Origin of the sequence: uncultured Ruminobacter sp. (assembly GCA_902764345.1) — a bacterium.
Taxonomy (GTDB): domain Bacteria; phylum Pseudomonadota; class Gammaproteobacteria; order Enterobacterales; family Succinivibrionaceae; genus Ruminobacter.
Window position 1 is genome coordinate 1 of sequence record CACWVT010000026.1, and the last position, 26886, is coordinate 26886.

The window sequence follows — 26886 nt, forward strand, 5'->3', positions numbered from 1 at the left end:
GTTCCAGGAGATGGTCAACAGAGATAACTGAAAGAGACCGGCTCCTGATCAATTATCTAGGCATGAAATTTTGAGTACTGATTATCCAACTTTTAGGGTTGTATTCCCTGCGTTTATGAAAGATTTTTCGTGAGCTGGCCTGAAATGTCGGAATGACTGCATTGCCGATTCGGCATTATCTCAACGGATAACTCATTTCCGGTCTTGGTAAATTCCCGTATCCTGCGGAAATAATTGCCGGAGTTTCGTAAATTAAGCATGTTTTATGCTCCCGTAAGGAAAGCCGTAAGGCAAAAAACTGATATTTGGCTCCCAAAAGTATGACCTGTGACGGTTTTTTGTTCGGCATTTAAAGGGGTTAACGACATTATGTTGTTAAGATATATATTAAGGGAGGTTTAAAACCGGTTTTTTCGGAATGGAATGACGCAGTGAATGACAATGCATGAAGCATTAAGAGAGGCAGATATGAGAAGACAAAACGGCTTTACATTAATTGAACTTGTGGTGGTAATCGTGATTCTCGGCATTCTTGCCGCTACCGCCGCCCCTAAATTCATGAATTTACAGTCCGATGCCAGAATCAGCGCGCTGGACGGCCTAAAGGCCTCTCTTAAGAGCGGTGTAAGTATGGTTTACAGTAAGGCAATTCTGTCTGGTGTCGAGAGAACTGCTACCGGAAAAATATGCCTTGATAAGGTGGCCGGAGCATCAGACTGTGATTCCGTGGATCTGGTTTACGGCAGACCTGCAGCCACGGCAACGGGCATAGTGAAAATACTGCAGGAAGAACCCTGCGTTTCAACGGCAGACAGCTGTGACAGGGACTGGATGTATGAAATAAAAGATAGTAAACTTTATTTCTATTCTCCAACAAGCCCTGACAAGCTGGGATGCAGTGTCCAGTATACCCAGGCTACGGAGAATACCACTCCGATATTTACCGTTAATTCTGACGGATGCTAATTTCACCGGTTCGGGTATCTTCGGTTACGGTCAGGATAGGGAAGTCCTCAATGCAGGACTTCCTTATTATTTTTTCATTTGGTGCTGACAGTACTCCGGAGAGACGTTTTTGTCCGGAAGGTCTGAACTTCATGAGACGTTTTCATAACTGCACGAAAACAGTGTTTCTATACGGAATACCGGCGTTCAATATTTTTTAACGGAGCCTTGAAGCTCTGCTGTATTCAATGAATGAATTTTTTCATGGTCTTCTGTTTCCGGTTTCCATCGTTTGTTCGCATGACCGCCAAAATCTTGAATTTAAAAGCCTGAAGACAAAAAACAATGATTAAAAGTGTCGAAATAATGTGCTTTTTTGTATGTGAAAGATTTGTTCTGTTATAAAAATTTAGGATACAGTGCATGTTTTTGTATACGGATCTATGGGAAAGTGTGATTAATTTTTGATTATTACAAAACATTTCAATGTCGTGTATTGGTAATTGTTATTATGAGTGTATGGAATGAAAATTTCATACGTTTAATTGTTTGTTTTTTAGGTTATAGTCAGAGGGGCTTATAATATGAAAAGACAGTCAGGTTTTACATTAATTGAACTCGTTGTGGTAATTGTTATCCTTGGTATTTTGGCTGCAACTGCCGCTCCTAAGTTTATGAATTTACAGTCAGACGCACGTATCAGTGCGCTGAACGGTATGAAGGCATCTCTTAAGAGTGCCTCAGCGATGATTTACAGTAAGGCTATTCTTGCAGGTCGTGAAAAGCTGGACAATAGCGATGTATGTTCAAATGCAGGTGCTACTGCGACTTGTGATGCTACTGAATCAGTCAAAATTGTTTTCGGCTATCCTGCAGGTACTGCGGAAGGTATTGTGAAAACACTTCAGGATGAAATGGTTGCATGTACCAGAGCAGGTTCCGCAAATTGCGATAAGACCAAGGACTGGGCCTATGAAGCAGGTGGTGAAGGAAGTGCAGGTACCATATACATTTTCAGTACCTCTGCACCAGATGCAACAAATTGTAATGTGACTTACAAGGAGTCTGCAGGAGACGGTAAGAATCCGACAATCACTGTTGTAACTGACGGTTGCTAATGCATAATAAGTGAAAAAAGGCCCCGATATGAGATATTGGGGCTTTTCTTTATCCCTTAAACATGAAAAAATTTCAGACAGAAAGAAAAATGATGATCCTTAAAGGATATTTCTGTCGGGGCTGGTTCCAGGGAAAGACACTGAGAATGTCCTTTTTCCGTAAAACGTCTTTTGAGATGTTAAAAAGACATTTTCAGTGTTTTTAATGATTCCGCACGGAGGATTTGCGGTAATGCATCATGATGTGACTAAGCGTAAAGGTTTTACACTTATAGAACTGGTTATTGTGGTGGTTGTCGTCGGTATTATTGCCGTTGTTGCCATGCCTTATTTCATTAATCTGCAGAAAGAGGCAAGAGTCAGTGCGCTTCACGGCCTTAAGGCTGCCGTGGAGTTCTCTTCGATAATGATTAACGACAGGGCTCTTATCGGAGGTCGGGAAAAAACCGAGACGTCGTATGACTGTTACGAGTCAGTGTCTGTTAACGACCGCTGCGTGGACAATGCCAGAATCGGCGTGGTGTACGGACGGCCGAAGGCCTCTGAGGACGGTATTTTAAGAGCAATGCACCTTCATTCCCGTAAGGCTTCTGAGGTTAAAGGCAGTCCGGATATCGAGAAGACTGATTTTTTCTGGCTATATGATATTCAGTCATCCGGAAGAATAGTCATGTATCAGCCTAATTCACCTGCGGTAAAGGGAATATCAACAGACGGAAAGGGGAATTTAAAGGCTTCATCCGGATGCGGTCTCATATATCAGCAGCCGTACATGCAGAAAACTGAAAAGACCGATAAGAACGGTCAGAAAGTGGAAGAAAGCATTATTGTTGATTATAAGGTGGCTGTCGTGGATGTTGACTGCTAGTCTTTTCGTACGCGATTCGTATGCGATAAGTATGCCGGTGTACAGTTTTTTACTCCGTTCTGCAAATAAAACAAACATCCGTCACCGGTTTCGTGCCGTCACCGTTAAATTCATGTTTGCCGTTCCGCCGAATAGTTGAGCAGATGAGCAAGCCATGATGTCCTGCGTGTCATACGGAATTTTGTGATACGCGGAATTCGTGTATAATCCTCTCAGACTGCAGAGAGAATCTTTTATGAATTACATCATTATTGAAAGCGATGCCCAGATGACTCCGCTTATGGAGGCTTTTTCGGCGAATCCGGAATATATATCCTTTGATACGGAATTTCTTAGGGAAAGAACATATTATCCCGTTCTGTGTCTTCTTCAGCTGTGTATAGACGGAAAGGTGTTTCTGGTGGATGCACTGGCGAAGCTTTCCATGGAAAAAATCATATCCGCACTGGTTGATGCGGAATGTCCGGTAATCTGTCATGCCGGTTCAGAGGATATGGAGATCATCACCGGGCTGGCAAGAAAATACGGACTCAGCCGTCTTTATCCTAAAAATTTTTATGATCTGCAGACTGCCAGCGCTTTTGTTAATGCCGATTCCGGCGTCGGTCTGGGGGCTCTGGTGGAGAAGTACCTCGGCATCGTTCTTGATAAATCTGAAACCAGATCCGACTGGACCAGAAGGCCTCTTTCGGATGAACAGCTCAGTTATGCCGTCGAGGACGTAATATATCTTAAAAAAATATACGACATCTTCAACGATGAGCTCCGTCAGCGTCCCGATGTCGCCTCTTTTCTCAGGAGTGAGCTGGAGTCTGAATCCCTGCGTTATACGGAAATCAGAAGTGCCGACACCACCTATCTTAAGCTTAAGGGAACGGGGAAGCTTAACAGCAGAAAGCTGAGAATTGTGCACGCACTGTGTTCCCTGCGTCAGCAGGTATGTGAATATGATGACATTCCTCTTTCCTTTTTTATCAAAAACACTGTTCTGGTGAAGCTTGCCGATGCAGGGGTTTTTAATCTGGGCAGCCTGATAAAAGCAGGAGTGAACTGTCAGATTGCCAAAAAGTATGGCGATCTTATTATAAGAACGGCACTTAAGGCATCGGCAGACAAGTCAAGGCCTGTTCTTAAAACGTTCGATTCGGTAAATCAGCATCCTGAGCTCAGAGCTGTCAAAAAGGAGCTGGAGAATTATGCCAAAAAGAAGGCCGGTGAATTCGGTATTGCAAGGGAACTTGTGGTGAGTCGCCGTCTTCTTGAGGATTTCATGTATACCGCCATGTATGCCGGCGGCGTTAAATCGCTGATAGAGCAGGGATGGCGTGCCGAAATGCTTGGAAGTCTGGATAATTTCAGAAGCCGTGTGCAGAAGCTCTGTAACGTGTCTCCTTCAGCAGACAATAGCGACGCTTAAACTGTTTGTTTACGACTGCAGATAAGAAATAATGAGCGCGAATCTTTCTGAGCCGAAACTGTTCCGGAAAGGATTGTTTCCGGAATTTTTCCGTAACGGGGTATCTGGTGGAAATACAGCCTGTTTCAATAACCGTTCCACCACGTGTTATGAATGTCTGAAAATTGTGAATTCATACATGTTTTTTGAATTGATTGATTAAAAAACAATCAAAATCCGTATAAAAAATTCAAGAGAGTAAAAATATTCCAAAACATCAGAAATTTTTGTTATAATTCTGAATTTATCTACGCTTAATTTTTAAGAAATGACGTTCCGAGCTGTTCAAAATGCGTTCAAAGCATTGAAAACAGGCTGTATATAAAGAGAATAAGCGGATTGTTTCCGTTCATGGGATTCCTTAAAGGAGGATGTCGGAAAGAGGCCGGTAGACGCGTATTACCCCGACCTTGGCCACGACTGACAGCAGAATCTTAAAATAAGCTGATGAGAGTTTAAAAATTTTTAAATTGTATTTAAGTCTACAAAATTAGTAATAATCTTTGGAGTAATCTTTTCAATGAAGATATCTAATACTGAGAAAAAGCGAATTCGTAAGAATTTTGGACAAATGACTCAGTTCATTGACATTCCGTATCTGATTTCAACCCAGGTTGATTCATACGCCCAGTTCATTACCCCGAACTCAAACGGCGATTGCGGTCTGTCCGATGCACTGCGCAGTGTTTTCCCAATCAAGAGCCAGAATGGCCAGGCTTCTCTTGAGTATATCAAGTTCAGACTCGGTGAACCTGAATTCAACGTTAGGGAATGTTTAATCCGCGGTGCTTCATATCAGGCTCCTCTGCGCGTAACTCTTCTTTATACCCTCCGTGAAAAGGACGGAAAGAAGGTTATCAATGCAAAGCAGCAGGAAGTTTACATGGGCGAAATTCCGCTCATGACCGAAAACGGTACCTTCATCATCAACGGTACTGAACGAGTAGTAGTATCTCAGTTACACCGTTCTCCTGGCGTGTTCTTCGACAGTGACAAGGGTAAGAACTATCCCGGCCGTACCATCTTCAGTTCACGTATCATTCCTGCACGCGGTTCATGGCTCGAGTTTGAATTCGACCACAAGGACAACCTGTTCGTACGTATCGACCGCAAGCGTAAGCTTCCAGCAACTCAGCTGCTCCGTGCTTACGGCTTCACCAACGAACAGATTCTTGATACCTTCTTCAATACCACTTTCTATGAAGTAAAGGGCAAGAAGCTGTTAATGGAAATGATTCCTGAAAGACTTCAGGGTCAGGTTCTTCCATTCGACCTTAAGGGCGGTGACGTTGTTATTGCCGAAAAGGGCAAGAAGATCACCAAGCGTCACATCGACAAGCTTGAAAAGTCAGAATTCAAGAGCTTCATTGAAATTTCAAAGGGCCACAAGGTTCCTGCAATCGAAATTCCTGCCGAATACATCGTTGATAAGGTTCTTGCAAAGAACTATTACGACAAGGAAGGCAACATCATTGCTGAATGCAATACCCAGGTTACTCTCGATACCCTGGCTGCTCTTACCGAAAACGGCATCAAGAAGTTTGAAACCATCTTCACTTCAATCATTGATACCGGTGCGTTCATTTCCAGCACTCTGAACAACGATACCACCAAGACCCGTGAAGAAGCAATTTTCGCAATTTACGGCATGATGCGTCCTGGTGACCGTCTTGAAAAGGACGTTGCCAGCGATTACGTTCAGAGAATGTTCTTCGATAACGACCGTTACGATCTGTCAGACGTGGGCCGTATGAAGTTCGATGAACACTTCAAGGAATCTCTTACCGTTTCTGAAGCCGTTAAGGCAATGATCAAAAACGGTGAATTCAATACCCCTGAAGCTCCGGTATACTTCAAGGACGGTATTGCATACTGCCAGTTCCCTGAATTCTTCAAGCGTGCAAAGAAGCTCCTCGGCGAATCAGGTACCGGTTCACTCATTCCTACCGGCATTCCTGTCCGCGGTTACCTCAAGTTCTTCGATTCAATCGACAGAATGGCAATTCCTGCCAATGAAAAGGCAACCGACAACGAAGGCCGTTACATTCACAAGCTTAAATTTGCTGACGGTTCCGTAAAGGATGCCTTTGCGGTTAAGATCAAGGATCTGTCTCTGAATGAAAACGTTGCTGACTTTGACGGTGAAATTGAAATTCCTTCAAAGCCCTCTGCATCTTATGCATTCAGCGCTCCTTCACCTGTTCTCTCCAACGGCGACATCATCAAGGTAATGCGTTACCTTATCAAGATTCGTGACGGTAAGGCCAGCGTGGACGATATCGACCATCTGGGTAACCGCCGTATCCGCAGCGTAGGTGAACAGACTGCAAACCAGTTCCGTATCGGTCTTCTCAGAATTCAGAAGGCTGTAGCCGATCGTCTGAACAAGAATGAACTTGAAACCTTAATGCCTGATGACTTAATCAATGCTAAGCCTGTAAGTGCCGCAATTAAGGAATTCTTCAGCAGTTCACAGCTTTCACAGTTCATGGACCAGAACAATCCGCTTTCAGAAATCTCTCACAAGCGCCGTATCAGTGCTTTAGGTCCTGGCGGTCTTACCAGAGAACGTGCCGGCTTCGAAGTTCGAGACGTACACCCAACTCACTACGGTCGTCTGTGTCCGATTGAAACTCCTGAAGGTCCGAACATCGGTCTTATCAACTCACTGTCAGTATTCTCACGCTGCAACGAGTACGGCTTCCTTGAAACTCCGTACCGCCGCGTTGTTGACGGAAAGGTTACCGATGATTTCGAATACCTGTCAGCAGTTGAAGAAGGTTCATACATCATTGCACAGGCTAACGCTCCAATCGACAGCGAAGGCCGCTTCACTTCAGATCTGATTCCTTGCCGTGAACACGGTGAATCAGTGTTTAAGCATGCAAGTGATGTTAAGTACATGGACGTGTCTCCACAGCAGATTATTTCCGTGTCAGCTTCCCTCATTCCGTTCCTTGAACACGATGACGCTAACCGTGCACTGATGGGCTGTAACATGCAGCGTCAGGCTGTTCCTACCGTACTGTCTGAAAAGCCGTTCGTAGGTACCGGCATGGAAAGAGCGGTAGCCGTTGACTCAGGCGTTACCACCATTGCAAAGCACGGTGGTGAAGTAATCTACGTTGACGGTGCAAGAATCATCATCAAGGTAAACATTGAAGAAGTTCGTGACGGTGAACCGGGCATTGATATTTACAATCTGTCCAAGTACACCCGTTCTAACCAGAACACCTGCCTCAACAAGCGTCCTTGCGTAAGTCTTGGCGAAATCGTTAAGGTTGGTGACGTTATCGCCGACGGTTCTTCAACCGACCTCGGTGAACTTGCTCTCGGTCAGAACCTCCGCGTTGCGTTCATGCCTTGGAACGGTTACAACTTCGAAGACTCCATCCTGGTTTCTGAAAGAGTTGCTAACGAAGACCGTTTAACCACCATTCACATTATTGAACAGACCTGTACCGCCCGTGACACCAAGCTCGGTGCTGAAGACATCACCGCAGATATTCCGAATGTAGGTGAAGCAGCTCTCAGCAAACTGGATAAGTCTGGTATCGTATGCATCGGTGCCGAAGTTAAGGGTGGCGATATTCTGGTAGGTAAGGTAACTCCTAAGGGAGAAACCCAGTTAACTCCGGAAGAAAAGCTTTTACGCGCAATCTTCGGTGAAAAGGCTGCTGAAGTTAAGGATACCTCATTACGTGTTCCTGCCGGTACTCACGCTACCGTTGTAGACGTTCAGGTATTTACCCGTGAAGGTCTTGAAAAGGACGAAAGAGCTAAGCAGATTGAAGAAAACATGATTGCCAAGACCAAGAAGGACCTCAACGAAGAGCTCGACTTCCTGTGTTCAGGTATCTACCGTAACGTTCGTCACCTCCTTGAAAAGAACGGTGTTAAGAATGTTGACGCAATCGAAGATTCAGATCTGTTCAGCCAGTCTCTGAACAACGAAGACGCACAGCGCCGTCTCGAAGAAATGCAGAACCAGATTGTTCTGTTAAAGCGTGAATACGATGCTAAGCTTGAAGCTCATAAGAGAAAGATCACCAAGGGTGACGATCTCGCTCCTGGCGTACAGAAGATGGTTAAGGTTTACCTTGCCGTTAAGCGTCATATTCAGCCTGGTGATAAGATGGCAGGTCGTCACGGTAACAAGGGTGTTATTTCAAAGATTTGTCCTATTGAAGACATGCCTTATGATGAAAACGGTCGTCCTGTAGACATCGTACTGAACCCGTTGGGCGTACCTTCACGTATGAACATCGGTCAGGTGCTCGAAGTTCACCTCGGTCTTGCTGCCAAGGGTATCGGTGAAAAGATTGACCGCATGATCAGAGAACAGCGTGCAATTGCTGAACACCGTGAATTCCTGCAGAAGATTTACGACATCGGCGGTAACGCTCAGGGCGTTGATATTTCTTCTCTCAACGATGAAGAAGTAATGACTCTGGCACAAAACCTGAGAGACGGTCTGCCTGTAGCTACCCCTGTATTCGACGGTGCCGAAGAAAAGTACATCAAGGAAATGCTGCGTCTTGCAGATTTACCTGAATCAGGCCAGATCACCCTTTATGACGGCCGTACCGGTTTACCGTTCGAACGTAAGGTAACCGTTGGTATCATGTACATGCTCAAGCTGAATCACCTTGTTGATGACAAGATGCATGCACGTTCTACCGGTTCTTACTCTCTGGTAACCCAGCAGCCACTCGGCGGTAAGGCACAGTTCGGTGGCCAGCGTCTCGGTGAAATGGAAGTGTGGGCTCTTGAAGCTTACGGTGCTGCCTATACATTAAGAGAAATGCTTACCGTTAAGTCAGATGACGTAAACGGTCGTACCAAGATGTATAAGAATATTGTTGACGGTGATTACACAATGGATGTAACAATTCCTGAATCATTCAACGTGTTAATCAAGGAAATTCGTTCCCTCGGTATCGATATCGATATGGAAAACAGAAACACCATTCCTGAAACCAACAAGCAGTAACAAGTTAAATGCTCCCCGGTAATCCGGGGGGCCTGAAGGAGTTTTTTTGTGAGTATTAATGAAATACAGAATAATGATGACGGCTTAAACTTTATGGACAGCATGTCTTCCGCCGCTTCAGGAATCGACCGTAAAATGTCTGAATTCAGCCGCAGTGCCGGTGTAAAGAAGCACGAAGACGCTTCAGAATTCGACGCCATCAGAATCAGTCTTGCTTCTCCTGACAAGATCCGTTCATGGTCATACGGTGAGGTTAAGAAGCCTGAAACCATTAACTACCGTACCTTCAAGCCGGAAAGAGACGGTCTGTTCTGTGCCAAGATCTTCGGACCTACCAAGGACTACGAATGTCTCTGCGGTAAGTACAAGCGCTTAAAGCACCGCGGTACCATCTGTGATAAGTGTGGTGTTGAAGTTACTCAGGCTAAGGTTCGCCGTGAACGTATGGGTCACATCGAGCTCGCTGCTCCTGTAGCTCATATCTGGTTCCTTAAGTCACTTCCATCCCGTATCGGCTTTATTCTCGACATGAAGCTCTGCGATATTGAAAGCGTGCTTTACTTTGAAAAGTATGTCGTAACCGATCCTGGTGACACCGATCTCTACGAACGTCAGATCCTTACTGAAGAAGAATATTACAACATGATTAACGAGCACTTCGAAGAATTCGAAGCAAAGATGGGTGCTGAAGCCCTGCTCGAACTTCTGAAGAAGGCTGATCTTCATCAGATCGAAGCTGATATCCGTCAGCAGCTTGAAACCACCAGTTCAGAAACCAACAGAAAGAACCTGACCCGTCGTCTGAATATCGTTAAGGACTTTATTGCTTCCAAGAACGATCCTGCATGGATGATTTTAACCGTGTTACCGGTTCTTCCTCCTGATCTGCGTCCTCTGGTTCCGCTCGAAGGCGGTCGTTTCGCAACTTCAGACCTGAACGAACTCTATCGTCGCGTTATCAACCGTAACAACCGTCTGAAGAGACTTAACGAATTATGCGCTCCTGACATTATCGTACGTAACGAAAAGCGTATGCTTCAGGAAGCTGTTGATGCGCTCATTGATAACGGTCGTCGCGGTCGTGCGGTAACCGGTTCCAACAAGCGTCCTTTAAAGTCACTTGCTGACATGATTAAGGGTAAGCAGGGCCGTTTCCGTCAGAACCTCCTCGGTAAGCGTGTTGACTACTCAGGCCGTTCCGTAATTACCGTAGGTCCATTCCTCCGTATGCATCAGTGCGGTCTGCCTAAGAAGATGGCTCTTGAACTCTACAAGCCATTCATTTACGGCCGTCTTGAAAAGAAGGGCCTCGCTACTACCATCAAGGCTGCTAAGCGCATGGTAGAAAGAGAGGATGCCGCAGTATGGGACGTACTGGACGAAGTAGTACGTGAACATCCTGTAATGCTGAACCGTGCGCCAACTCTGCACAGACTCGGTATTCAGGCGTTCGAACCTGTACTTATTGAAGGTAAGGCAATCCGTCTGCATCCGCTGGTATGTACCGGCTTTAACGCGGACTTCGACGGTGACCAGATGGCTGTTCACCTCCCACTGACTCTTGAAGCTCAGCTCGAAGCCCGTGCACTCATGCTTGCAACCAACAACCTGCTGTCACCTGCATCAGGTGATCCTATCGTTGTTCCTTCACAGGACGTTGTGCTCGGTCTCTACTATATGACCCGTATGCGCGTTGGTGCAAAGGGTGAAGGTATGATCCTTGCCGATGCCGAAGAAGCTGAAAGACTGTACCGTACCGGTCAGGCTGAACTTCAGGCTCGTGTAAAGTGCCGTATCAGAGAATGGATCAAGCAGCCGGACGGCAGTTACGAAGAACGTTTTGAAATCCGTAACACCACCATCGGTCGTGCTATTCTTTCCATCCTGATTTTACCGAAGGGATTAAGCTTCGATCTCATCGATCCTCCAATGAAGCTTACCGCTGAACAGGAAGCAGAGCTTGCTGCAAATCCTAAGACCTGGTTCAAGTACGTTTCCAACGTACCGTTAGGAAAGAAGAAGATCGGTGCACTGCTCAATAACTGCTACCGTGCTTTAGGTCTTAAGGAAACCGTAATCTTCGCGGACAAGATCATGTACACCGGCTTCAAGTTTGCAGCGCTCTCAGGTGCTTCAATTTGTACCGACGACATCCTTGTTCCTGAATCAAAGAAGAGCATCATCGGTTCTGCTGAAAATGAAATTACCAAGATTCAGAACGAATACGATGAAGGTCAGATTACCGGTGGCGAACGTTACAACAAGGTAGTTGACGTATGGTCACGCGCTTCTGAAAGACTGTCCAAGGAAATGATGAACAACCTCAAGGTTGAAAAGGCAGTAAACATTCTCGGTGAAGAAGAAACCCAGGCATCATTCAACAACATCTACATGATGGCTGACTCAGGTGCTCGTGGTAGTGAAAAGCAGATTTCACAGCTCGCCGCAATGCGTGGTCTGATGGCTAAGCCTAACGGTGCGGTTATCGAAACTCCTATTACCGCAAACTTCCGTGAAGGTCTGGACGTTTTACAGTACTTCATTTCAACCCACGGTGCCCGTAAGGGTCTGTCAGATACCGCACTTAAGACCGCTAACTCCGGTTACCTGACCCGTCGTCTTGTTGACGTTGCTCAGGACCTGGTTGTTAACGAGGACGATTGCGGTACCCATGACGGTCTTGAAATCAAGGCTATCTACTCAGGCAATACCTGCGTTGAAACCTTAAGGGATCGTGTACTCGGCCGTGTTGTTGCCGATGACATCATCAAGCCTGGTACAAAGGATGAAATCCTCATTCCTTACAACACCATGCTGACTGAAGATTTATGTGATCTTCTTGAAGAAAACGGAATTGACTCAGTTAAGGTTCGTTCTGCAATTACCTGTAACGCCAAGTACGGTATCTGTGCTAAGTGTTACGGTCGCGACCTCGCACGCGGTCACCTGGTTAACAAGGGTGAAGCAATCGGTGTTATGGCTGCTCAGTCAATCGGTGAACCTGGTACCCAGCTTACCATGCGTACCTTCCATATCGGTGGTGCGGCATCCGGTACTGCAGTTGAAAATACCGTTGTTGTTAAGCGCGCAGGTAAGGTAATCGTTGACGCACGTACCGTAACCAGACCAGACGGCCGTCTTGTTGTTGTTTCACGTTCCGCACATCTCTATGTTGATGATGCCAAGTATGAATCACACAAGCTTCCATACGGTTCCGTACTCTTCGTGAAAAACGGTGAAAAGGTTGTAAGCGGTAAGACCGTTGCAGAATGGGATGCCCACAACCACCCAACCATTACCGAATATGCCGGTAAGGTTCGCTTCAAGGATATGGAAATCGGTGTTACCGTTGACCGTAAGGATGAAGAAGGTACCGGTAACTCATACATCGAAGTTCGTGAAAGCGGCCACCGTATGACTGCTCCGGTAAATCCTGGCAAGCCTAAGGATGCGCCTGTAATGCCTAAGGTTGACGATGAAAACTATGATAAGAAGATGGCTGAATACAAGGCAAGAGTTCGTGAATACGATGCTCAGGAAAAGGCCTACAAGCACTACCTGTCACAGTATGCAAACTACAAGTCAATCATGGACATGCATCCTGCCGTTGAACTCGTTGACGATGATGGCAACGTAATCTGTGATGCCAAGGGTAATCCTGTTTCATACACACTGCATCCTAAGTCAATCGTTCGTATTATCGAAGGTCAGGATGTTTCAGTAGGTGACGTGATTGCAACCATTCCTCAGAAGGTTTCAGGTAACAAGGATATTACCGGTGGTCTTCCACGCGTATCCGATATCTTTGAAGCCCGTGCTCCTAAGGAACCTGCAATTCTTGCCGAAGAATCAGGTGTTATCAGCTTCGGTCGTGAAAACCGTCTGAAGAGAAAGGTTATCATCACTCCTAAGGAAGGTGCTAAGGACGAATACGGTAATCTGCTCCTCCCAGTTGAATTCTCTGTTCCACAGAACCGTGATATCAACGTAATGGAAGGTGATGAAGTACAGCGCGGTGAACCTATTGCTGAAGGTCCTGAATCTCCGCACGATATCCTCCGTTTACGCGGTATTCCGGCCGTTGCAAACTATATCGTGTCTGAAGTTCAGCAGGTATACCGTTTACAGGGTGTAAAGATTAACGATAAGCACATCGAAATGATTGCCCGTCAGATGCTTCGTAAGTGTGAAATTCTTGACAAGGGTGATTCCGAGGAATTCTTAAACGGCGATACCGTTGAAGTATCACGCGTTAAGATGGCCAACGAACTGCTCATTGCCCAGAAGAAGGAACCTATCAAGTATCGCCATATCCTGTTAGGTATCACCAAGTCTGCATTAAGCACTGAATCATTCATGTCAGCTGCGTCATTCCAGGAAACCACCAAGGTTCTCACCGAAGCTGCAATTGCAGGTAAGATCGATGACCTCCGCGGTCTGAAGGAAAACGTAATCGTTGGCCGTCTGATTCCTGCAGGTACCGGTTTCAGCTATCACCAGCGCAGACGTGAGCTTGCACGTAAGGCTGCCCTTGAAAAGGCTAGACTTGAAAGCATGTCTGCAGAGCAGATGGAACAGGAAAAGCTTGCTCAGGCTTTAAGAGACGTTGACGGTGGTTTTACCAACTGATAACGGACTGATTAAGGTCTAGGATCTGAAAATACGAAATCTCCCGAAGCTTATGATTCGGGAGATTTTTTTATGCAGAATGTTTTTGAAAGGCCGTCAGCATTCAGCGTAACAGCCAGAGAACAGCCTTAAGTCAGTTCCTTAAAACGTCGATGCATGCCTGTCATCCAAAAATGTATAGATGTTTTGTAAAAAATGTTATAATTATTGAAAATAATTTAATATTCAGTTGATGGGGTATTTTTTTAGTGCTTCCACGGAACCCGGAGAGGTATGAAGTCTAGGTGCTCCCGCTTCATTCGTCAGAAGGTGTTTTCGACAGTCACGTCGTGACTGCCCGGAGTTCCGGGGTAAAACGGAAGACTAATCATCGCTGATTTGTATAATTATCTTTGTCTTATGGACAGTCACAAAATTAACCTGCTTACGCAAAGGAGTAAATAGATAACATGGATAATTACCAGGAAGAACAGCAGAAGTCTTCAGGCAGTACCGCTAAGTGGCTTATTGTGGCCGGCGTTTTATGTGCCACTGCAGTTGCCGGTGCCGCAATAGGTATTCCTTCATTCGCAAAGTACAAGAACAGACAGTTCTGTAAGGATTTTACAACCGAATTTAATCATGCAATGATTAAAACCAATATATCTGCTGATTTCAAGAAGGATGAGTCAGCAGGATCATTTCTGGGTGATGTTTACAGATATGATTTCTATAACGGTCCTGCCAAGATTTTCAGTCTTGTTCAGGAAAACTCATACGGTCTGACCTCAGTTGATTCCGTTATTACCGTTGACGGAAATTCCCTTGATATTTCAAATGCCGGTCTGATTGATTATCTTAAGACCCTGAAGCTTGAATCAAATTATTCATTCCTTCAGGATACTGTAGATTCAAAGTTTACCATTCCTGCTTATTCATTTAAGGAAGGAGATATTACGGCAAGCTGGTCTGATGCCGTATGGGAATCTTCTTTCAGTAATGTTTCAGAAGGTGTTGAAGCCATTGTACGAAAGTCAGTGCGTTCACAGATTAAGAGTCTGAGTATTGAATCTTCTGATTTCCGTGTAAACCTGACAAATCTGAATTCAGATGAAAAGACCGGTACTCTTGATGAAATGAGCGTCTACCTGATTGGTGACAAGCCGGCAGCTCCTGTCGCACCTGCAGAAAATGCGAATGCAGAATCTCAGGAGGAAACTGATGCTGAATCCGCAGCAAATGAAAACGGGAACGTCAACGAAAAGGCTTCCGTAGAACCTGCTGTTGAGAAGGACGTAATCGGCAGTGTTGTCGTTAAGAATATGAAGATTGTTGCACCGGAACCTGATTTTAACGTATTTATGTCAAAACAAGTAAGTGGTGAATTTGAAATTTCTGTTGGCAGCTTCGTATATGACATGGATGACGTACATCTTGATTTCGAAAATTCAAGTCTTAAGGTTGCCATTAACAACATTAATGGTAGCGAATATCTGAAAATCTGTGGCAGAAGAAGTTACCAGAGCTGCGTACAGGGACTTGATTCTCAGTCTCAGATGAATCTTATGTTCAAGGTTTTGAGCGGTGCCACCATGAAGGTATCATTCAATACTGTTCTGAATAACGGCAAGATTGTTTTTGATAACGTGCTGGATTTTGGTCAGCTTTCCAATCAGATGGACATGGTTCAGAATACCAAAATCGATTCTCACCTTGAATTTGACAAGGCTCTCATGAGCAGCCTTGCCAATGATTTTGAGAGCTTCGGTATGGTTCAGCAGTTCATTTCAAACAATGACAAGAACAAGTTCGCTGATAAGTACGTAACCAATTTCATGTGTACCAAGGGAATTGCGTCATGTACTCTTAACGGTACCCCAATTAATAATATTCATTAATTAGGTTATCGGTTTTACTCAGTTAAAACCGGAAAACGGTTAAAAGGCCATGCTGTCTCAGAAGACGGCGTGGCCTTTTTATTTCAGGTCTGTTCGTAAAATTTCTGACATGCCGGATGAAGGAAACTGGTGGCACCGGGGCGTTTTGGACCTGCTGTGGAAGGTGCGTTCCAAAACGTTGGATACGGTTCCTGTTCGTGTTCAGGTTAGGTGATTTTTCTTTAGGTGTCAGGTTTTCAGAACTGTATGTGTGCCTTCCGGACTATATTATCTCAAAAACCAGCAGGCTCACGGCCATCAGAAACATGCCGGCGACAAAACCCAGGATTGCATGATGGTGTTGCCCGTATTTCTCGGCTGAAGGAAGAAGCTCGTCTATGGCTATGTAAACCATTATGCCGGCCACAAATGCAAAGGTGATTCCGAGTATCATTGTACTGTTGAATCCCGAAAATACGGCGTATCCCAGAAGACCACCGATAGGCTCGGCAAGACCTGACAGAAAAGACCAGAAGAATGCTTTCTTACGTGAGCCTGTCGCAAAGTACACCGGTACAGCTACGGCAATGCCTTCGGGAATGTTGTGGAGTGCTATGGCAAGAGTGACGGAGAGAGCTATGGAAGCATTGGCTGTTCCTGCCATGAAGGTGGCAAAGCCTTCCGGAAAATTATGAATGCCGATGGCAAGAGCCATCATGAATCCCATGCGTTTAAGAGGTTTGTATTTTTCAAAATCAGCTTCATGTCCTGTTTTTCTTAAATCCGTGATTTTGAATTCGTGAGGATTTTCCGGTTCAGGGATCAGAAGGTCGATGACGGCAATTACCGCAATGCCGCCGAAGAATGACAGAAGGGTGATAATTCCTGCCGTATCATTCCCGGTTACGGCCGAAAGAGATTTTCTGGCACTGTCGTAGAGTTCCACGAGAGATACAAATATTATGATGCCGGCGGAAAATCCGAGAGATACTGAAAAGAAGGAACTGCTTAGCTTCTTTTTTACTACAGCTATGATACTGCCGACACCTGTTGAAAGTCCGGCAATGACCGTCAGTGCCAGTGGCATGCATATGTTGTTTGTTATTATACTTTCCATGAAATATCTCCTCGGTGTTTTTACATGATATTAGCACGGATAACCTAATCTCACTGAACTTAAAATGGGATAATTTTGCAGAAGTGACGTGGAACAAAATACGATACCTGCTATTGAGAGAAAGTATGCAGTCCGTTAAACCGGGAAGGAATATGACCCATTAATCGGAAAATATAAGTAAACACAATGAGACGTTATTCATGTAAAAAGCCGAAAAAAGCCCGGAAATCATGTTAGATGTCTTAATTTTACATTCCCGTAACAATATGTCCGCCGTCATTTATTATAATAGGCAATGGCTTCGCTTCGTCATGAAAGGTTCTGTAAAGTCCCTATGTCGGAGAACGTGAAGCTGAATGAAGAATAATTTAACAGAGTTTTAAGATTCATGCTGTGTTATGGATTATATAGATATGAATTTTTCTCCAGAACATTCTTGAGCGGAAAAAATAACTAGAAAAAACAAAGGAGCGACTATGGTGTTTTTGGAAAAAATTTTCGGCAAACGCTCATCTTCGGTGGATAACGACATAGTAAGTTATGAAAAAACCGAACTGGAAAAACTGCTCTTGCGCAGGATTGTCGAGTTGCGCGTGGATGAGGCTGTTGTCATTGAAAATGTTCTGCCGGCCAAGGTTCTGAAGCAGGAAATAAAGGATGCTCACGGCCGTGATAAGGATAGAAGCTTACAGGATTATGTATATGATGCCTACGACAAATATCCTTACCTTATGGCGATATACGATATAAGCGAAAAACTCCGCTACGGCAACAGATATAAGGAGATTATGTCCAGGGAAGCGGGGGTAGCCTTTTGTATAAAGTATGTCGGCAGAAGGCTTAGGGATTATATAAGGGATGATGTTGTTCAGAGCAGAATCAGACTTATGATTAAGGAGCTTCAGAAAAACAGAAAGCAGTTTATTAAAGATCCGAACCACTCAAAAGAAACATTGAGGAAAATGGATAAATACATAAGTGCCTGTGAGGAGCTTCTTTTAAAAAAATAATTATATTTTGGCATAAAATTATGTTTGATTGATTAAATTATAACCAATCCAACAAAAATAAAAAAAAAGTTTGTCCTTTTTTTTTAAATTTCAAAACCTGCAAAATTCATAATATAATGCAAAATAAGTAACATTATTGCAAAATGCAAAAGATAATTGCGTTTTGCAATAAACTTAAAAAGAATTGTGAAGCGGTTTTATGTGTCAACTTTGATAAAGATATAAATATAATATATTATTGTATATAATTAAACTAATTTAAAAGTTGGCACGGTGTTTGCTACATGTATAAGTGATCAGTTTTATCCCGTGTGCTATTGCACGTTTTGACTCCAACTTATTAAGTTGGAGTCTTTTTTATTTTTGGGTCGACCGATCTGAAAATCATCGGCATTAAACCGACAGGATAAAATTACTCTGTCGATGTTTCGGTTCAGCATGGACTGCTTATGATTCGATTATCGGATAAGACAGTCTGCTTCATAATACTCTTCAGTCTGATGACAGTTATGTTTAACCTATAGTATGATTCTCAGATTCATTATCGGTATAAAGGCTGAATCTGTTGCACTTCAATGAATTTCCTTAAGGGATGTCATCAGCCGGGGCATGTTTGCCTATATCTGAACGGCTGACAGTACCGCATTATCTCAATCTGCTGTTAATTCTGACATGAGTTTTTTCTGAATACGGAAACATTTTAAAGTGTCGGTCTGAAAAATTAATGGCCGGTATTGCCTGTCTGTTTATTTATTCTTTCTTCTTACTTCTATTATTGGATGAACACTGTTTTTGAGCAGAATGCAGGGAATGTAAACCTTATAAAACTGTCCCCGTAAGTCTGTTCAACTTACGGGGACAGTACCTTTTAATGAGGGATCTTTTCAGGGATTCCGAACCGGAGACCGGGTGCTGTTTCCGGTTTTATTTTTCAGAAATTACTTGTCACCTACGCTCTTGATTGCGTTGATGTCATCTTCATCTGAATAGCGTTCGTGGTATTCAGGAATCTTGTCATCATACTTAGGATCAAGAGATACGGAAACTTCCATCATTGAAGTATCGTTCTTCTGAGAAACGTTTACGTGAACCTGTTCATCATTAATCTGCACATACTTCTTGATGGCATTAATGATGTCAAGCTTCAGCTGAGGCAGAAAATCAGGGCCGTCACGGTTTTCACGGTCGTGGATGAGAACCAGCTGTAATCTGCTCTTGGCGCTGCTGCTGGCGGTTTCTTTTTTTCTGTAAATAAGATCAGTTAACCATGACATAGCTATTTCTTCCCTAATAAACGTTTGAAGAGACCTACCTTCTGAGTGAATCTGAAGTCTACATGCTGTCCGAGAATACGCTTAACGGTATCCATGTATGCCATGCCGGCGTCAGAACCCTTGATGTAAACGGTAGGTTTACCGAGGTTGGATGCTTCAAGAACGGACTTTGATTCAGGAATAACACCGATAAGCTCGATACTAAGCAGTTCGATTACTTCATCCATGCTGAGCATGTGACCGCCGTCTACGCGGGTAGGGTCATAGCGGGTAAGAAGCAGGTATGGCTTAATCGGTTCAAGACCGTATTCCGCTCTGCGGCTCTTTGAGTCAAGAATGCCGATGATTCTGTCAGAGTCTCTTACGGATGAAACTTCCGGATTTGTGGTTACGATTGCAATGTCCGCAAAGTAAAGAGACATCAGTGCACCGGTTTCAATACCCGCAGGTGAGTCACAGATAATGTATTCAAAACCCATGTCGTCAAGTTCGCGTAAAATGCGGTGTACGCCTTCCTTGGTGAGGGCGTCCTTGTCTCTTGTCTGGGAAGCAGGGAGAATGAAAAGGTTAGGGCAGTTCTTGTCCTTGATTAAAGCCTGTCTTAAGGTGGCTTCCTTCTTGATTACGTTTACAAGATCATAGACCACGCGACGTTCGCAGCCCATTACCAGGTCAAGGTTTCTGAGGCCTACGTCGAAGTCAATAACAGCGGTCTTTTTGCCCTCAAGTGCCAGACCTGAACTTATAGATGCACTTGAAGTGGTTTTACCTACGCCGCCCTTACCGGAGGTGACAACAATAATCTTTGCGTTGAAATCCTTACTGTAATCAATTTCTTCCGGGGCTTCAGCAGCTTCGTTTTCAACATCCTGACTGGTTTCTTCAGCAGTTTCTTCGACTTCAGCCGCGGCTGAGTTTTCCAGTTCTACATCGTCTTTATTTAAATCACTTGCCATTTAATGCAATATCCTTGTTAATTAACTTGCGGATTCAGTTGCCTGAAACCTTTAATGAATTTGTATTGGGTTACAAACGTAAAACTTTAACAAACTCTCGGCACGAACGGGAAAGTTCATTAAAGTTTTACCATGTCACGGAACGTCTGATATCTGTCGTTAAAGTGGCTTCTGCTCACGATGACTAACATATCTTAACGCATGTTACATCATTTTAACAGTGATTAAAAACCACTTTGTTCATCTTTGTGTTCCATTACTGAATTTTATATTCCAGTGTCCCGTTTTTAAGGGAAACCAGCACTCCTTTGCCAATGGCGTTTTCAGGCATGTTTTCAATGGTGGAGTAGATTCCGGCCACTGATACCAGCTGCGGTCTGAAATCGCTGCAGTAGATTATGCTGTTCGTATTCTTTCTTCCGCCGGCCTGAACGCGTCCTCTTACACTGCCGAATACGTATATGCAGTCATCGGCCGCGATTTCGGCACCGTCACCGACGTTACCGATAACCACAAGGGACTTGTTCTTTGCATACAGACTGTTGCCGCTGCGTACGTTGCCAACGTGAATCATGGTTACTTCAGGATTGGTTTCGATGTGAGGAACAGCCGCATCTGCGGTATTCTGAATGTTAGGTACCTTCTGCTGAACGGTTTCATGACGTACCGGCTCGGCATTTCTTACCGTTGCGGAATTTATCTCGGTTCTTGCCTGCATCTGGTTTGTCTGCTGAACGTGTTTAACCGGAGTTACCACCACGGTTGACGGTGCTGGACCCATTGCCATTCTGTGTTCAACCGTTTTGATTTCAGGAAGAGCGGTGTCGTCTTCGTCTATACCGAAAGGATTTTCAATGATGATGTCATTCGGTCTGTGCAGGTTAGGTTCGTCACCGGCTGTTTCGGCAGGTGAAACGGCAGCTGCGGATGCCGGAGCAGCCGCTGATGCGGATGATGATCTTGAACCGATGATAATGCCGTTGCTTGTGGTGATGTTTGTGGCTTTTGGATTAGGCTGGACATGCTGTGCCGCCGGGGCGGACTGGGTACCGGTCTGCGCCTGAACAGAGGAAGCTCCGCCGGCAACGGCTCCCGGCATGAAAACAGGAAGTTTCCATGTTTTTATGAATAGCGCTATTTTCGGATTCAGAGTGGCACTGAGGCCTACGATGTTAAATCCGAGTTCCGCCGCGTGAGCCCTGACTTTATGGAAGTCAAATCCGTGGAGGTCGCCGGCATTTTCCAGAGCCAGAACGATAGGAGTTGATTTCAGGGCTTCATTGCCCTGACACTGATTGAAAAATTCACATACGAACGCGGTATCGCATCTGTCAAGATGCAGCGTATTTATCAGATATCCTTCTGTTTTTAAAGCAGGACTTGTCATGGTATTCTCAATTATCGTTATATAAGTATCGTATACACAAACATGTAAAAAAATTGTAGCACATTTTGAGTTTATTAGGATATTTTTTGGGTACGCACTTCACACTATGATTAAAAACTGCCATGTGATGCGGAAACCTGACGTTTGATGTAACCGATTCGTAATTAAGAGCATGAATTACGGCCGGTTACCGTTCCTGAAATACCGTGTACGGAATCGGAAAACTGCTTCCGTCCACGGATGAAGTACCGTCCGTATTCATGAATGAGTGCACGGTACAATGCACGGCACACATTTTTTAACGACAGCTGCTTCTTTAATTTGTGTAAACGGTAAATAAGGAAGATAATTGTTGTGTGTGTTCGGTTTTTGTTCTTAATTTTTTGAAAGGGGGCATAAATATGAGTAGGATTTGTGTAAAGCTTGTTCCGTGTGCCGTGGCCGTTTCATTGCTTGCCTGTGCTTCTGTTCAGGCTGCCGATGAAGGTTCAGGTTTCAGAATCAGACCATATATCGGTGCAACTGCCGGTGTGGCGTTTACCGACATGAACTATATTCATCATTCACATCACAGGGATCATTACCATGACGTGGATGACGGCAGTGCTTTTGTGGTGAATCCGCATGCAGGTGTTGAATTTGATCACTCATCAGGTTTCGGTTTCAAGGTGGAAGCCGAAGGCTTCTTCCTTGATAATGAGGATTATGCCATTGATGTCTGGAACGGTGAAAGATATTACCGTGACAGCATGACCGTTAAGTCTTCAGGCATGTTTGTCAACGTGATAGGTAACTATCGTATAAATGATATTTTTGTTCCGTATGTCGGTACCGGTATGGGGTTTGCGAAGAACAAGTCTACCGTAAACGGTTATACCGAGCATAATTCAGAATTCGCATTTAACGTTAAGACCGGTACCGAACTTATGGTCACGGATAACTTCGGTTTTGACGTGGGATTCAGATACGTGGATTATGGCGATGTGTCCAAGCACTACTTCTATGAAAAGCTTGAACTTGATTCTTTTGACATCTATGCAGGCGTGAATTTGAAATTCTGACGGATAAATCCTTTCCGATAAGGTAAATTCGTTTATAATACGATGTATTGACGGGGCCCGTTAGAAAACGGGCCTTTAATTTACGTCCGGTTCCGTGCACGGATGTCCGGAATGCGGCTGGTTTTATTCTGCCGTCGCAGATTAGTTGTTACTGAAGAATAAATACGTTACTTAAACTGATTTTAGGATGTGTGTATGAAGATAGCTGTTGTTGGCGCCGGTTATGTGGGGTTATCCGTATCCGTTCTGTTGGCAACCCGGTATAACGTGGGACTGCTGGAGATTTCGGAAGACAGGGTAAAGCTGCTCAGAAATAAAGTCTCCCCGATTCATGATGATTTTATAAGTGATTACCTGGCCAATAAGAATCTGAATCTCAGTGTTTCATCCGATGCTGCAGAAATTCTTTCAGGCAGTGACATTGTTTTTATAGCCACTCCGACCAATTATGATCCTGAACTTAATTACTTTAATGTTGATTCTGTTCTCAGTGTGATTGAACAGGTTAAGGTTTATGCGCCCGAGGCAGAAATCGTGGTGAAAAGTACACTGCCGGTCGGCTTCACTGAAAAGACAGCAAAAGAAATGGAAGTGAAAAAGCTGCATTTTTCACCGGAATTTCTGAGAGAAGGGAAAGCTCTGTACGACAATCTGTATCCATCGAGAGTTATTATCGGTACTCATGACAACTCATTCGGTGAAAAATATGTTGAAATGATGAAGAGCGTGGCTCTTACCGAATCCGAAAAAATTCCTTCCCTTATCATGCCTCCGACAGAAGCTGAAAGCGTTAAGCTGTTTTCAAATACATATCTTGCCATGAGAGTGCCTTTCTTCAATGAACTTGACACATATGCGTCAATGAAGGGGCTTGATACTAGAAACATAATTCAGGGCGTGTCAATGGATCCGCGCATCGGCGATTTCTATAACAATCCTTCATTCGGTTATGGCGGATACTGCCTGCCGAAGGACACAAAGCAGCTTCTTGCAAACTACAGGGATGTTCCTAATACTCTTATCAGATCCATTGTGGAATCAAATACCGTAAGAAAGGATTTCATTGCTGCCGACATTCTTTCAAGAAAGCCTGAAACCGTCGGTATATACAGACTGGTAATGAAATCCGCATCCGATAATTTCAGATCGTCTTCAATTCAGGGCATTATGAAGAGAATAAAGGCCAAGGGCGTTAACGTTATTGTCTATGAACCTCTGCTTGAAGATGAAAAGTTCTTCAATTCAAAAGTTGAAAGGGATCTTGCCGAGTTCAAAAAGAAATCCGACATAATCATCTGCAACAGAATTAGCGAAGATCTTGAGGATGTGGCGGATAAGGTTTATACCAGAGACATATTCCACGAAGGTTGATGCATAACCGGTTCATGTTCTGTACGTGAACCGGTTTTTTTAACCAGAACCTGCGTTTCCTGAGTCCGGAACAGGTTTTGATATAGTGAAATGGAGGTTATATGGATTATGTCATTAAAACTGAATCTGAAAAAATTTACCGCATCCTTTCACGATAAACTGTTTGTATTGTATATTTCGGGTTCGTGTGATAAATTTTGTCCTTATTGAAAATGAATCGTTTCGGGAAAAACAAGGTTATGAACAGATATCTTTTAATAACCAATGATACAGAAGCATTACCCAACAGAGCCACGGAAGATCATGTCAGACGTCTGATGTGGGGCGAGCATGATAACGGCGTGGCCGGTGTCAGGGAAATGACTTCTATCGTAAAAGAATTCAACGGAAAGATAACTTTCTTTATAGACATGTGCGGGGCATTGGACAGAAAGACCGAGGTTCTTGATGTCGCCAGATGGTTAGATGAAAATGGTCAGGACGTGGAACTTCATCTCCATCCCGAATATCTACCACAAGACTATTGGAGTAATTTGGGATTCAGATCTAAACCCGTGTGGATTAATCAGTATGAAGAGGTGGACAGGGACAGACTGCGCCATCTGATTAAGACTTTTTCCGGAGAACTTGAAGCGGTTATCAGTAGAAAAGTGAATGCTTATCGTTCTGGTTCCTTCAGATGGAATTCCATGACTCTCGAAGTGCTTAAGGAATGTGGTATTCCACTGTCTTTTAATAATACTCAGGCCTCACAGGCTATAGGTCAGTGTCCCTACGCCGCACATATGCAGAAACCGTTCAGATGGTCAAACGGCATAATTGAAGTTCCGGTTACCGAAAGAAACTTCCTGTCATCCACCAGAAATGACTGGTGGGTTCGGTATCAGTATCCCCTGTGCAGTCTGGTAAGATACAGAAGCTGGCCGTTATCCCTTATTCCGTATAGTGTAAGCTCCAGGGATGAGTTTCTCGTATGTCTTATGCATTCATGGTCATTTCTGTATCGTGATCCGAGCGGTTATGAATATTACAGGGATGATGACAGAAAGGAAGAATTCAGAATCATGCTCAAGAAGATGAGCAGGGATTTTGATCTTATCGATTCCCGTGATCTCAAGGATCTCATAGATACCGGAAAAATTCAGATTGATCATACAGAGGATGTTTCAAAGGCTGTTTATGTTCCGTTAAGCTTAAAGAGGGAACGCCTCACCAGGGAAAAGCTCAGAATGCTGAATATTAACGTTTCCCGGGATCACGGAAAGGATGTTCATGATGATTTCTCCGTGAAACCTCTGGCTAAGGAACGGTTTTACGGTGGGATCGGATGCTGTTTGTTTTCCAATACCCTGAACAAGTATCTTGTGTCTGATGACAATCTCCGTCTGTATTCTTTTTCCTCAAAGAAAACGTTGGACGGTACCTGTGTGGTCATAAAAAAGAGATACTTCAACAAAATTGAGGATAAACAGAGTGTACCGATAGAAGCCAGATTTGAAGTTAATGATTTTCTGTTTGATGGTAAACTGCCGGTAAGTATAACGGTTAAATCGGAACAGAACATTAATTTCAGAGTATTTTTTTATGATTCTACCGGTATAAAAATCAGTATTATCACGTGTAAGTGCAACAGAAACAATCTGTTGGATGTTCCTGAAAATGCCTGTTTTTTTTCGATTTACCTACGATTGCCTTCAGATTTTAAGAGTATGGAGCTTTACAGTCTGGCGTTTACTCTTACTGATTTCAGTTCAACGCATATTATTCCGATGAACAGCCATGCCGTAAATGGAAATTCAGACGTAGTGAATGACTGCTTCAGATTATCTGTTCATAATTTGAAAAATGCTAAAAACGGGGTAGTAATCTTTTTCCCCGAAAACGCCTTTCTGAACGTAAAGCAGGGTTTTTATCCGGGATACGGAAGAAGTATGGCTAATAAATATGAGGAATGTTTTCCGGATTACGCCGTTATATACGTGTGCGATCCTTATATGGATAAACAGGTAAAATACAGCGGAAGCTGGTTCTTTGATGACGAAGGACGCAGTGTTCTGCCAGATCTTGCAGAATACATCGAGAAGATTATAGGTGATGAACACGGTGAAATACTTTGTACTGGATTCGCAGCGGGGGCTTTGGTGGCAGTCTATTTTTCTTTCTTTATGAAAGCATCTTATTGTGTTTGTGATTATATTCTTTCATCCCTTCTTCGTTACAAGTATTTTAAAAAACTCTATTTGGACTATAAGGTGGGACACGGTCAGGTGAATGAGACAGAGGACAGTTTGTCTGGGGAAAAGGGAAAAACAAATAAAGCTCCTGAAACACATGATAATCAGGATGAGAAAAAGTTACAGCCATTAGGCTTCGAAGGTATGCTTAGTCTACATGAATTCATTAATATTCACAGTACATATTTTCCGAAATCAGTTTATTTTAACTTCTACAGCGGGAATGTTTTTAATACCGTAACGGTTAAGGAAATTGAATTAATCGATGAGAATGTTAGGGAAAAATTTGAATATGTAAGGGTTGTGAGACAGGTGGCAGGGCACGGAGCATATCACCGGATGCCGAAAGATGATCTTGTGGCAGTAATCAAATCTTATCTTCACCGAAAACCATAGGTTATTCATTGCGGGCAGACGTGATTGTAACATACCTATGGTTGATCGTAAACGTGTAGGCAATTAGGGTTATTCATTTTCCAACAACAACACTTTAAGATGTCTCCGTATTTTATGGAGATAATCTTATGACTAAAACACATCCAAGGCATCAGCAGTGGCTGAATCAGTATTATGAACAGCAGAGCAGCGGTCTGAGCACCACGCGGTGGACT

At 43.9% G+C, this 26886-nt stretch carries 15 protein-coding genes; 11 read left to right on the forward strand and 4 right to left on the reverse strand.

The window, feature by feature from the left end; all coding sequences use genetic code 11:
* Positions 1-468 precede the first annotated feature (468 nt).
* From QZU58_RS06055 to QZU58_RS06085, 7 genes are all read left to right on the forward strand, one after another.
* Positions 469-966 carry a type II secretion system protein gene (locus tag QZU58_RS06055; RefSeq protein ID WP_294495687.1) on the forward strand — a complete coding sequence of 166 codons (498 nt, stop codon included), beginning with the start codon at positions 469-471 and terminating at the stop codon, positions 964-966.
* A 563-nt stretch (positions 967-1529) separates the two neighbouring features.
* Positions 1530-2063 carry a type II secretion system protein gene (locus tag QZU58_RS06060; RefSeq protein WP_294495688.1) on the forward strand — a complete coding sequence of 178 codons (534 nt, stop codon included), beginning with the start codon at positions 1530-1532 and terminating at the stop codon, positions 2061-2063.
* 232 nt (positions 2064-2295) lie between these two features.
* Positions 2296-2931: a prepilin-type N-terminal cleavage/methylation domain-containing protein gene (locus QZU58_RS06065; RefSeq protein WP_294495689.1), complete on the forward strand. Its 636-nt coding sequence runs from the start codon at positions 2296-2298 to the stop codon at positions 2929-2931.
* 235 nt (positions 2932-3166) lie between these two features.
* Positions 3167-4348, forward strand: a complete 1182-nt coding sequence (locus QZU58_RS06070; RefSeq protein WP_294495690.1) for a hypothetical protein — start codon at positions 3167-3169, stop codon at positions 4346-4348.
* Between the two features lie 559 nt (positions 4349-4907).
* The gene (gene rpoB, locus QZU58_RS06075) at positions 4908-9380 is read left to right on the forward strand and encodes a DNA-directed RNA polymerase subunit beta (protein WP_294495691.1); all 4473 of its coding nucleotides are present in this window, start codon (positions 4908-4910) and stop codon (positions 9378-9380) included.
* A gap of 135 nt (positions 9381-9515) precedes the next feature.
* Positions 9516-14009, forward strand: coding sequence for a DNA-directed RNA polymerase subunit beta' (gene rpoC / locus QZU58_RS06080; RefSeq protein ID WP_294495699.1), 4494 nt, complete (start codon positions 9516-9518; stop codon positions 14007-14009).
* Positions 14010-14458: 449 nt separating this feature from the next.
* Positions 14459-15886, forward strand: coding sequence for a hypothetical protein (locus QZU58_RS06085; protein ID WP_294495692.1), 1428 nt, complete (start codon positions 14459-14461; stop codon positions 15884-15886).
* 262 nt (positions 15887-16148) lie between these two features.
* On the opposite strand, the gene zupT is transcribed toward QZU58_RS06085, so the two are convergent.
* On the reverse strand, positions 16149-16982 hold the full coding sequence (gene zupT, locus QZU58_RS06090; RefSeq protein WP_294495693.1) for a zinc transporter ZupT: 834 nt from the start codon (positions 16980-16982) through the stop codon (positions 16149-16151).
* A gap of 476 nt (positions 16983-17458) precedes the next feature.
* On the opposite strand from zupT, the gene QZU58_RS06095 reads away from it, so the two are divergent.
* Positions 17459-17992 carry a hypothetical protein gene (locus QZU58_RS06095; protein ID WP_294495694.1) on the forward strand — a complete coding sequence of 178 codons (534 nt, stop codon included), beginning with the start codon at positions 17459-17461 and terminating at the stop codon, positions 17990-17992.
* Positions 17993-18930: 938 nt separating this feature from the next.
* Here QZU58_RS06095 and minE read toward each other — a convergent pair.
* The 3 genes from minE to minC form a co-directional block, all read right to left on the reverse strand.
* Entirely contained in the window at positions 18931-19266 is a 336-nt protein-coding gene (minE, locus tag QZU58_RS06100; RefSeq protein ID WP_294462507.1) for a cell division topological specificity factor MinE, read from the reverse strand.
* A 2-nt stretch (positions 19267-19268) separates the two neighbouring features.
* Positions 19269-20222, reverse strand: coding sequence for a septum site-determining protein MinD (gene minD, locus QZU58_RS06105; RefSeq protein WP_294462505.1), 954 nt, complete (start codon positions 20220-20222; stop codon positions 19269-19271).
* Between the two features lie 256 nt (positions 20223-20478).
* Complete coding sequence (gene minC / locus QZU58_RS06110; protein WP_294495695.1) at positions 20479-21609, reverse strand: septum site-determining protein MinC; 1131 nt, start codon at positions 21607-21609, stop codon at positions 20479-20481.
* 401 nt (positions 21610-22010) lie between these two features.
* On the opposite strand from minC, the gene QZU58_RS06115 reads away from it, so the two are divergent.
* The 3 genes from QZU58_RS06115 (at position 22011) to QZU58_RS06125 (ending at position 26671) form a co-directional block, all read left to right on the forward strand.
* Entirely contained in the window at positions 22011-22670 is a 660-nt protein-coding gene (locus tag QZU58_RS06115) for a porin family protein (RefSeq protein WP_294495696.1), read from the forward strand.
* A gap of 195 nt (positions 22671-22865) precedes the next feature.
* On the forward strand, positions 22866-24041 hold the full coding sequence (locus tag QZU58_RS06120) for a nucleotide sugar dehydrogenase (RefSeq protein WP_294495697.1): 1176 nt from the start codon (positions 22866-22868) through the stop codon (positions 24039-24041).
* Positions 24042-24280: 239 nt separating this feature from the next.
* Positions 24281-26671: a hypothetical protein gene (locus QZU58_RS06125; protein WP_294495698.1), complete on the forward strand. Its 2391-nt coding sequence runs from the start codon at positions 24281-24283 to the stop codon at positions 26669-26671.
* Positions 26672-26886 lie beyond the last annotated feature (215 nt).

Coding starts and splice junctions, on each gene's coding strand:
- minC (WP_294495695.1), bottom strand. CDS start 21,609: ATGACAAGTCCTGCTTTAAAAACAGAAGGATATCTGATAAATACGCTG.
- QZU58_RS06115 (WP_294495696.1), top strand. CDS start 22,011: ATGAGTAGGATTTGTGTAAAGCTTGTTCCGTGTGCCGTGGCCGTTTCA.
- minD (WP_294462505.1), bottom strand. CDS start 20,222: ATGGCAAGTGATTTAAATAAAGACGATGTAGAACTGGAAAACTCAGCC.
- QZU58_RS06055 (WP_294495687.1), top strand. CDS start 469: ATGAGAAGACAAAACGGCTTTACATTAATTGAACTTGTGGTGGTAATC.
- QZU58_RS06070 (WP_294495690.1), top strand. CDS start 3,167: ATGAATTACATCATTATTGAAAGCGATGCCCAGATGACTCCGCTTATG.
- rpoB (WP_294495691.1), top strand. CDS start 4,908: ATGAAGATATCTAATACTGAGAAAAAGCGAATTCGTAAGAATTTTGGA.
- QZU58_RS06060 (WP_294495688.1), top strand. CDS start 1,530: ATGAAAAGACAGTCAGGTTTTACATTAATTGAACTCGTTGTGGTAATT.
- rpoC (WP_294495699.1), top strand. CDS start 9,516: ATGTCTGAATTCAGCCGCAGTGCCGGTGTAAAGAAGCACGAAGACGCT.
- QZU58_RS06095 (WP_294495694.1), top strand. CDS start 17,459: ATGGTGTTTTTGGAAAAAATTTTCGGCAAACGCTCATCTTCGGTGGAT.
- minE (WP_294462507.1), bottom strand. CDS start 19,266: ATGTCATGGTTAACTGATCTTATTTACAGAAAAAAAGAAACCGCCAGC.
- QZU58_RS06120 (WP_294495697.1), top strand. CDS start 22,866: ATGAAGATAGCTGTTGTTGGCGCCGGTTATGTGGGGTTATCCGTATCC.
- QZU58_RS06065 (WP_294495689.1), top strand. CDS start 2,296: ATGCATCATGATGTGACTAAGCGTAAAGGTTTTACACTTATAGAACTG.
- zupT (WP_294495693.1), bottom strand. CDS start 16,982: ATGGAAAGTATAATAACAAACAACATATGCATGCCACTGGCACTGACG.
- QZU58_RS06125 (WP_294495698.1), top strand. CDS start 24,281: ATGAACAGATATCTTTTAATAACCAATGATACAGAAGCATTACCCAAC.
- QZU58_RS06085 (WP_294495692.1), top strand. CDS start 14,459: ATGGATAATTACCAGGAAGAACAGCAGAAGTCTTCAGGCAGTACCGCT.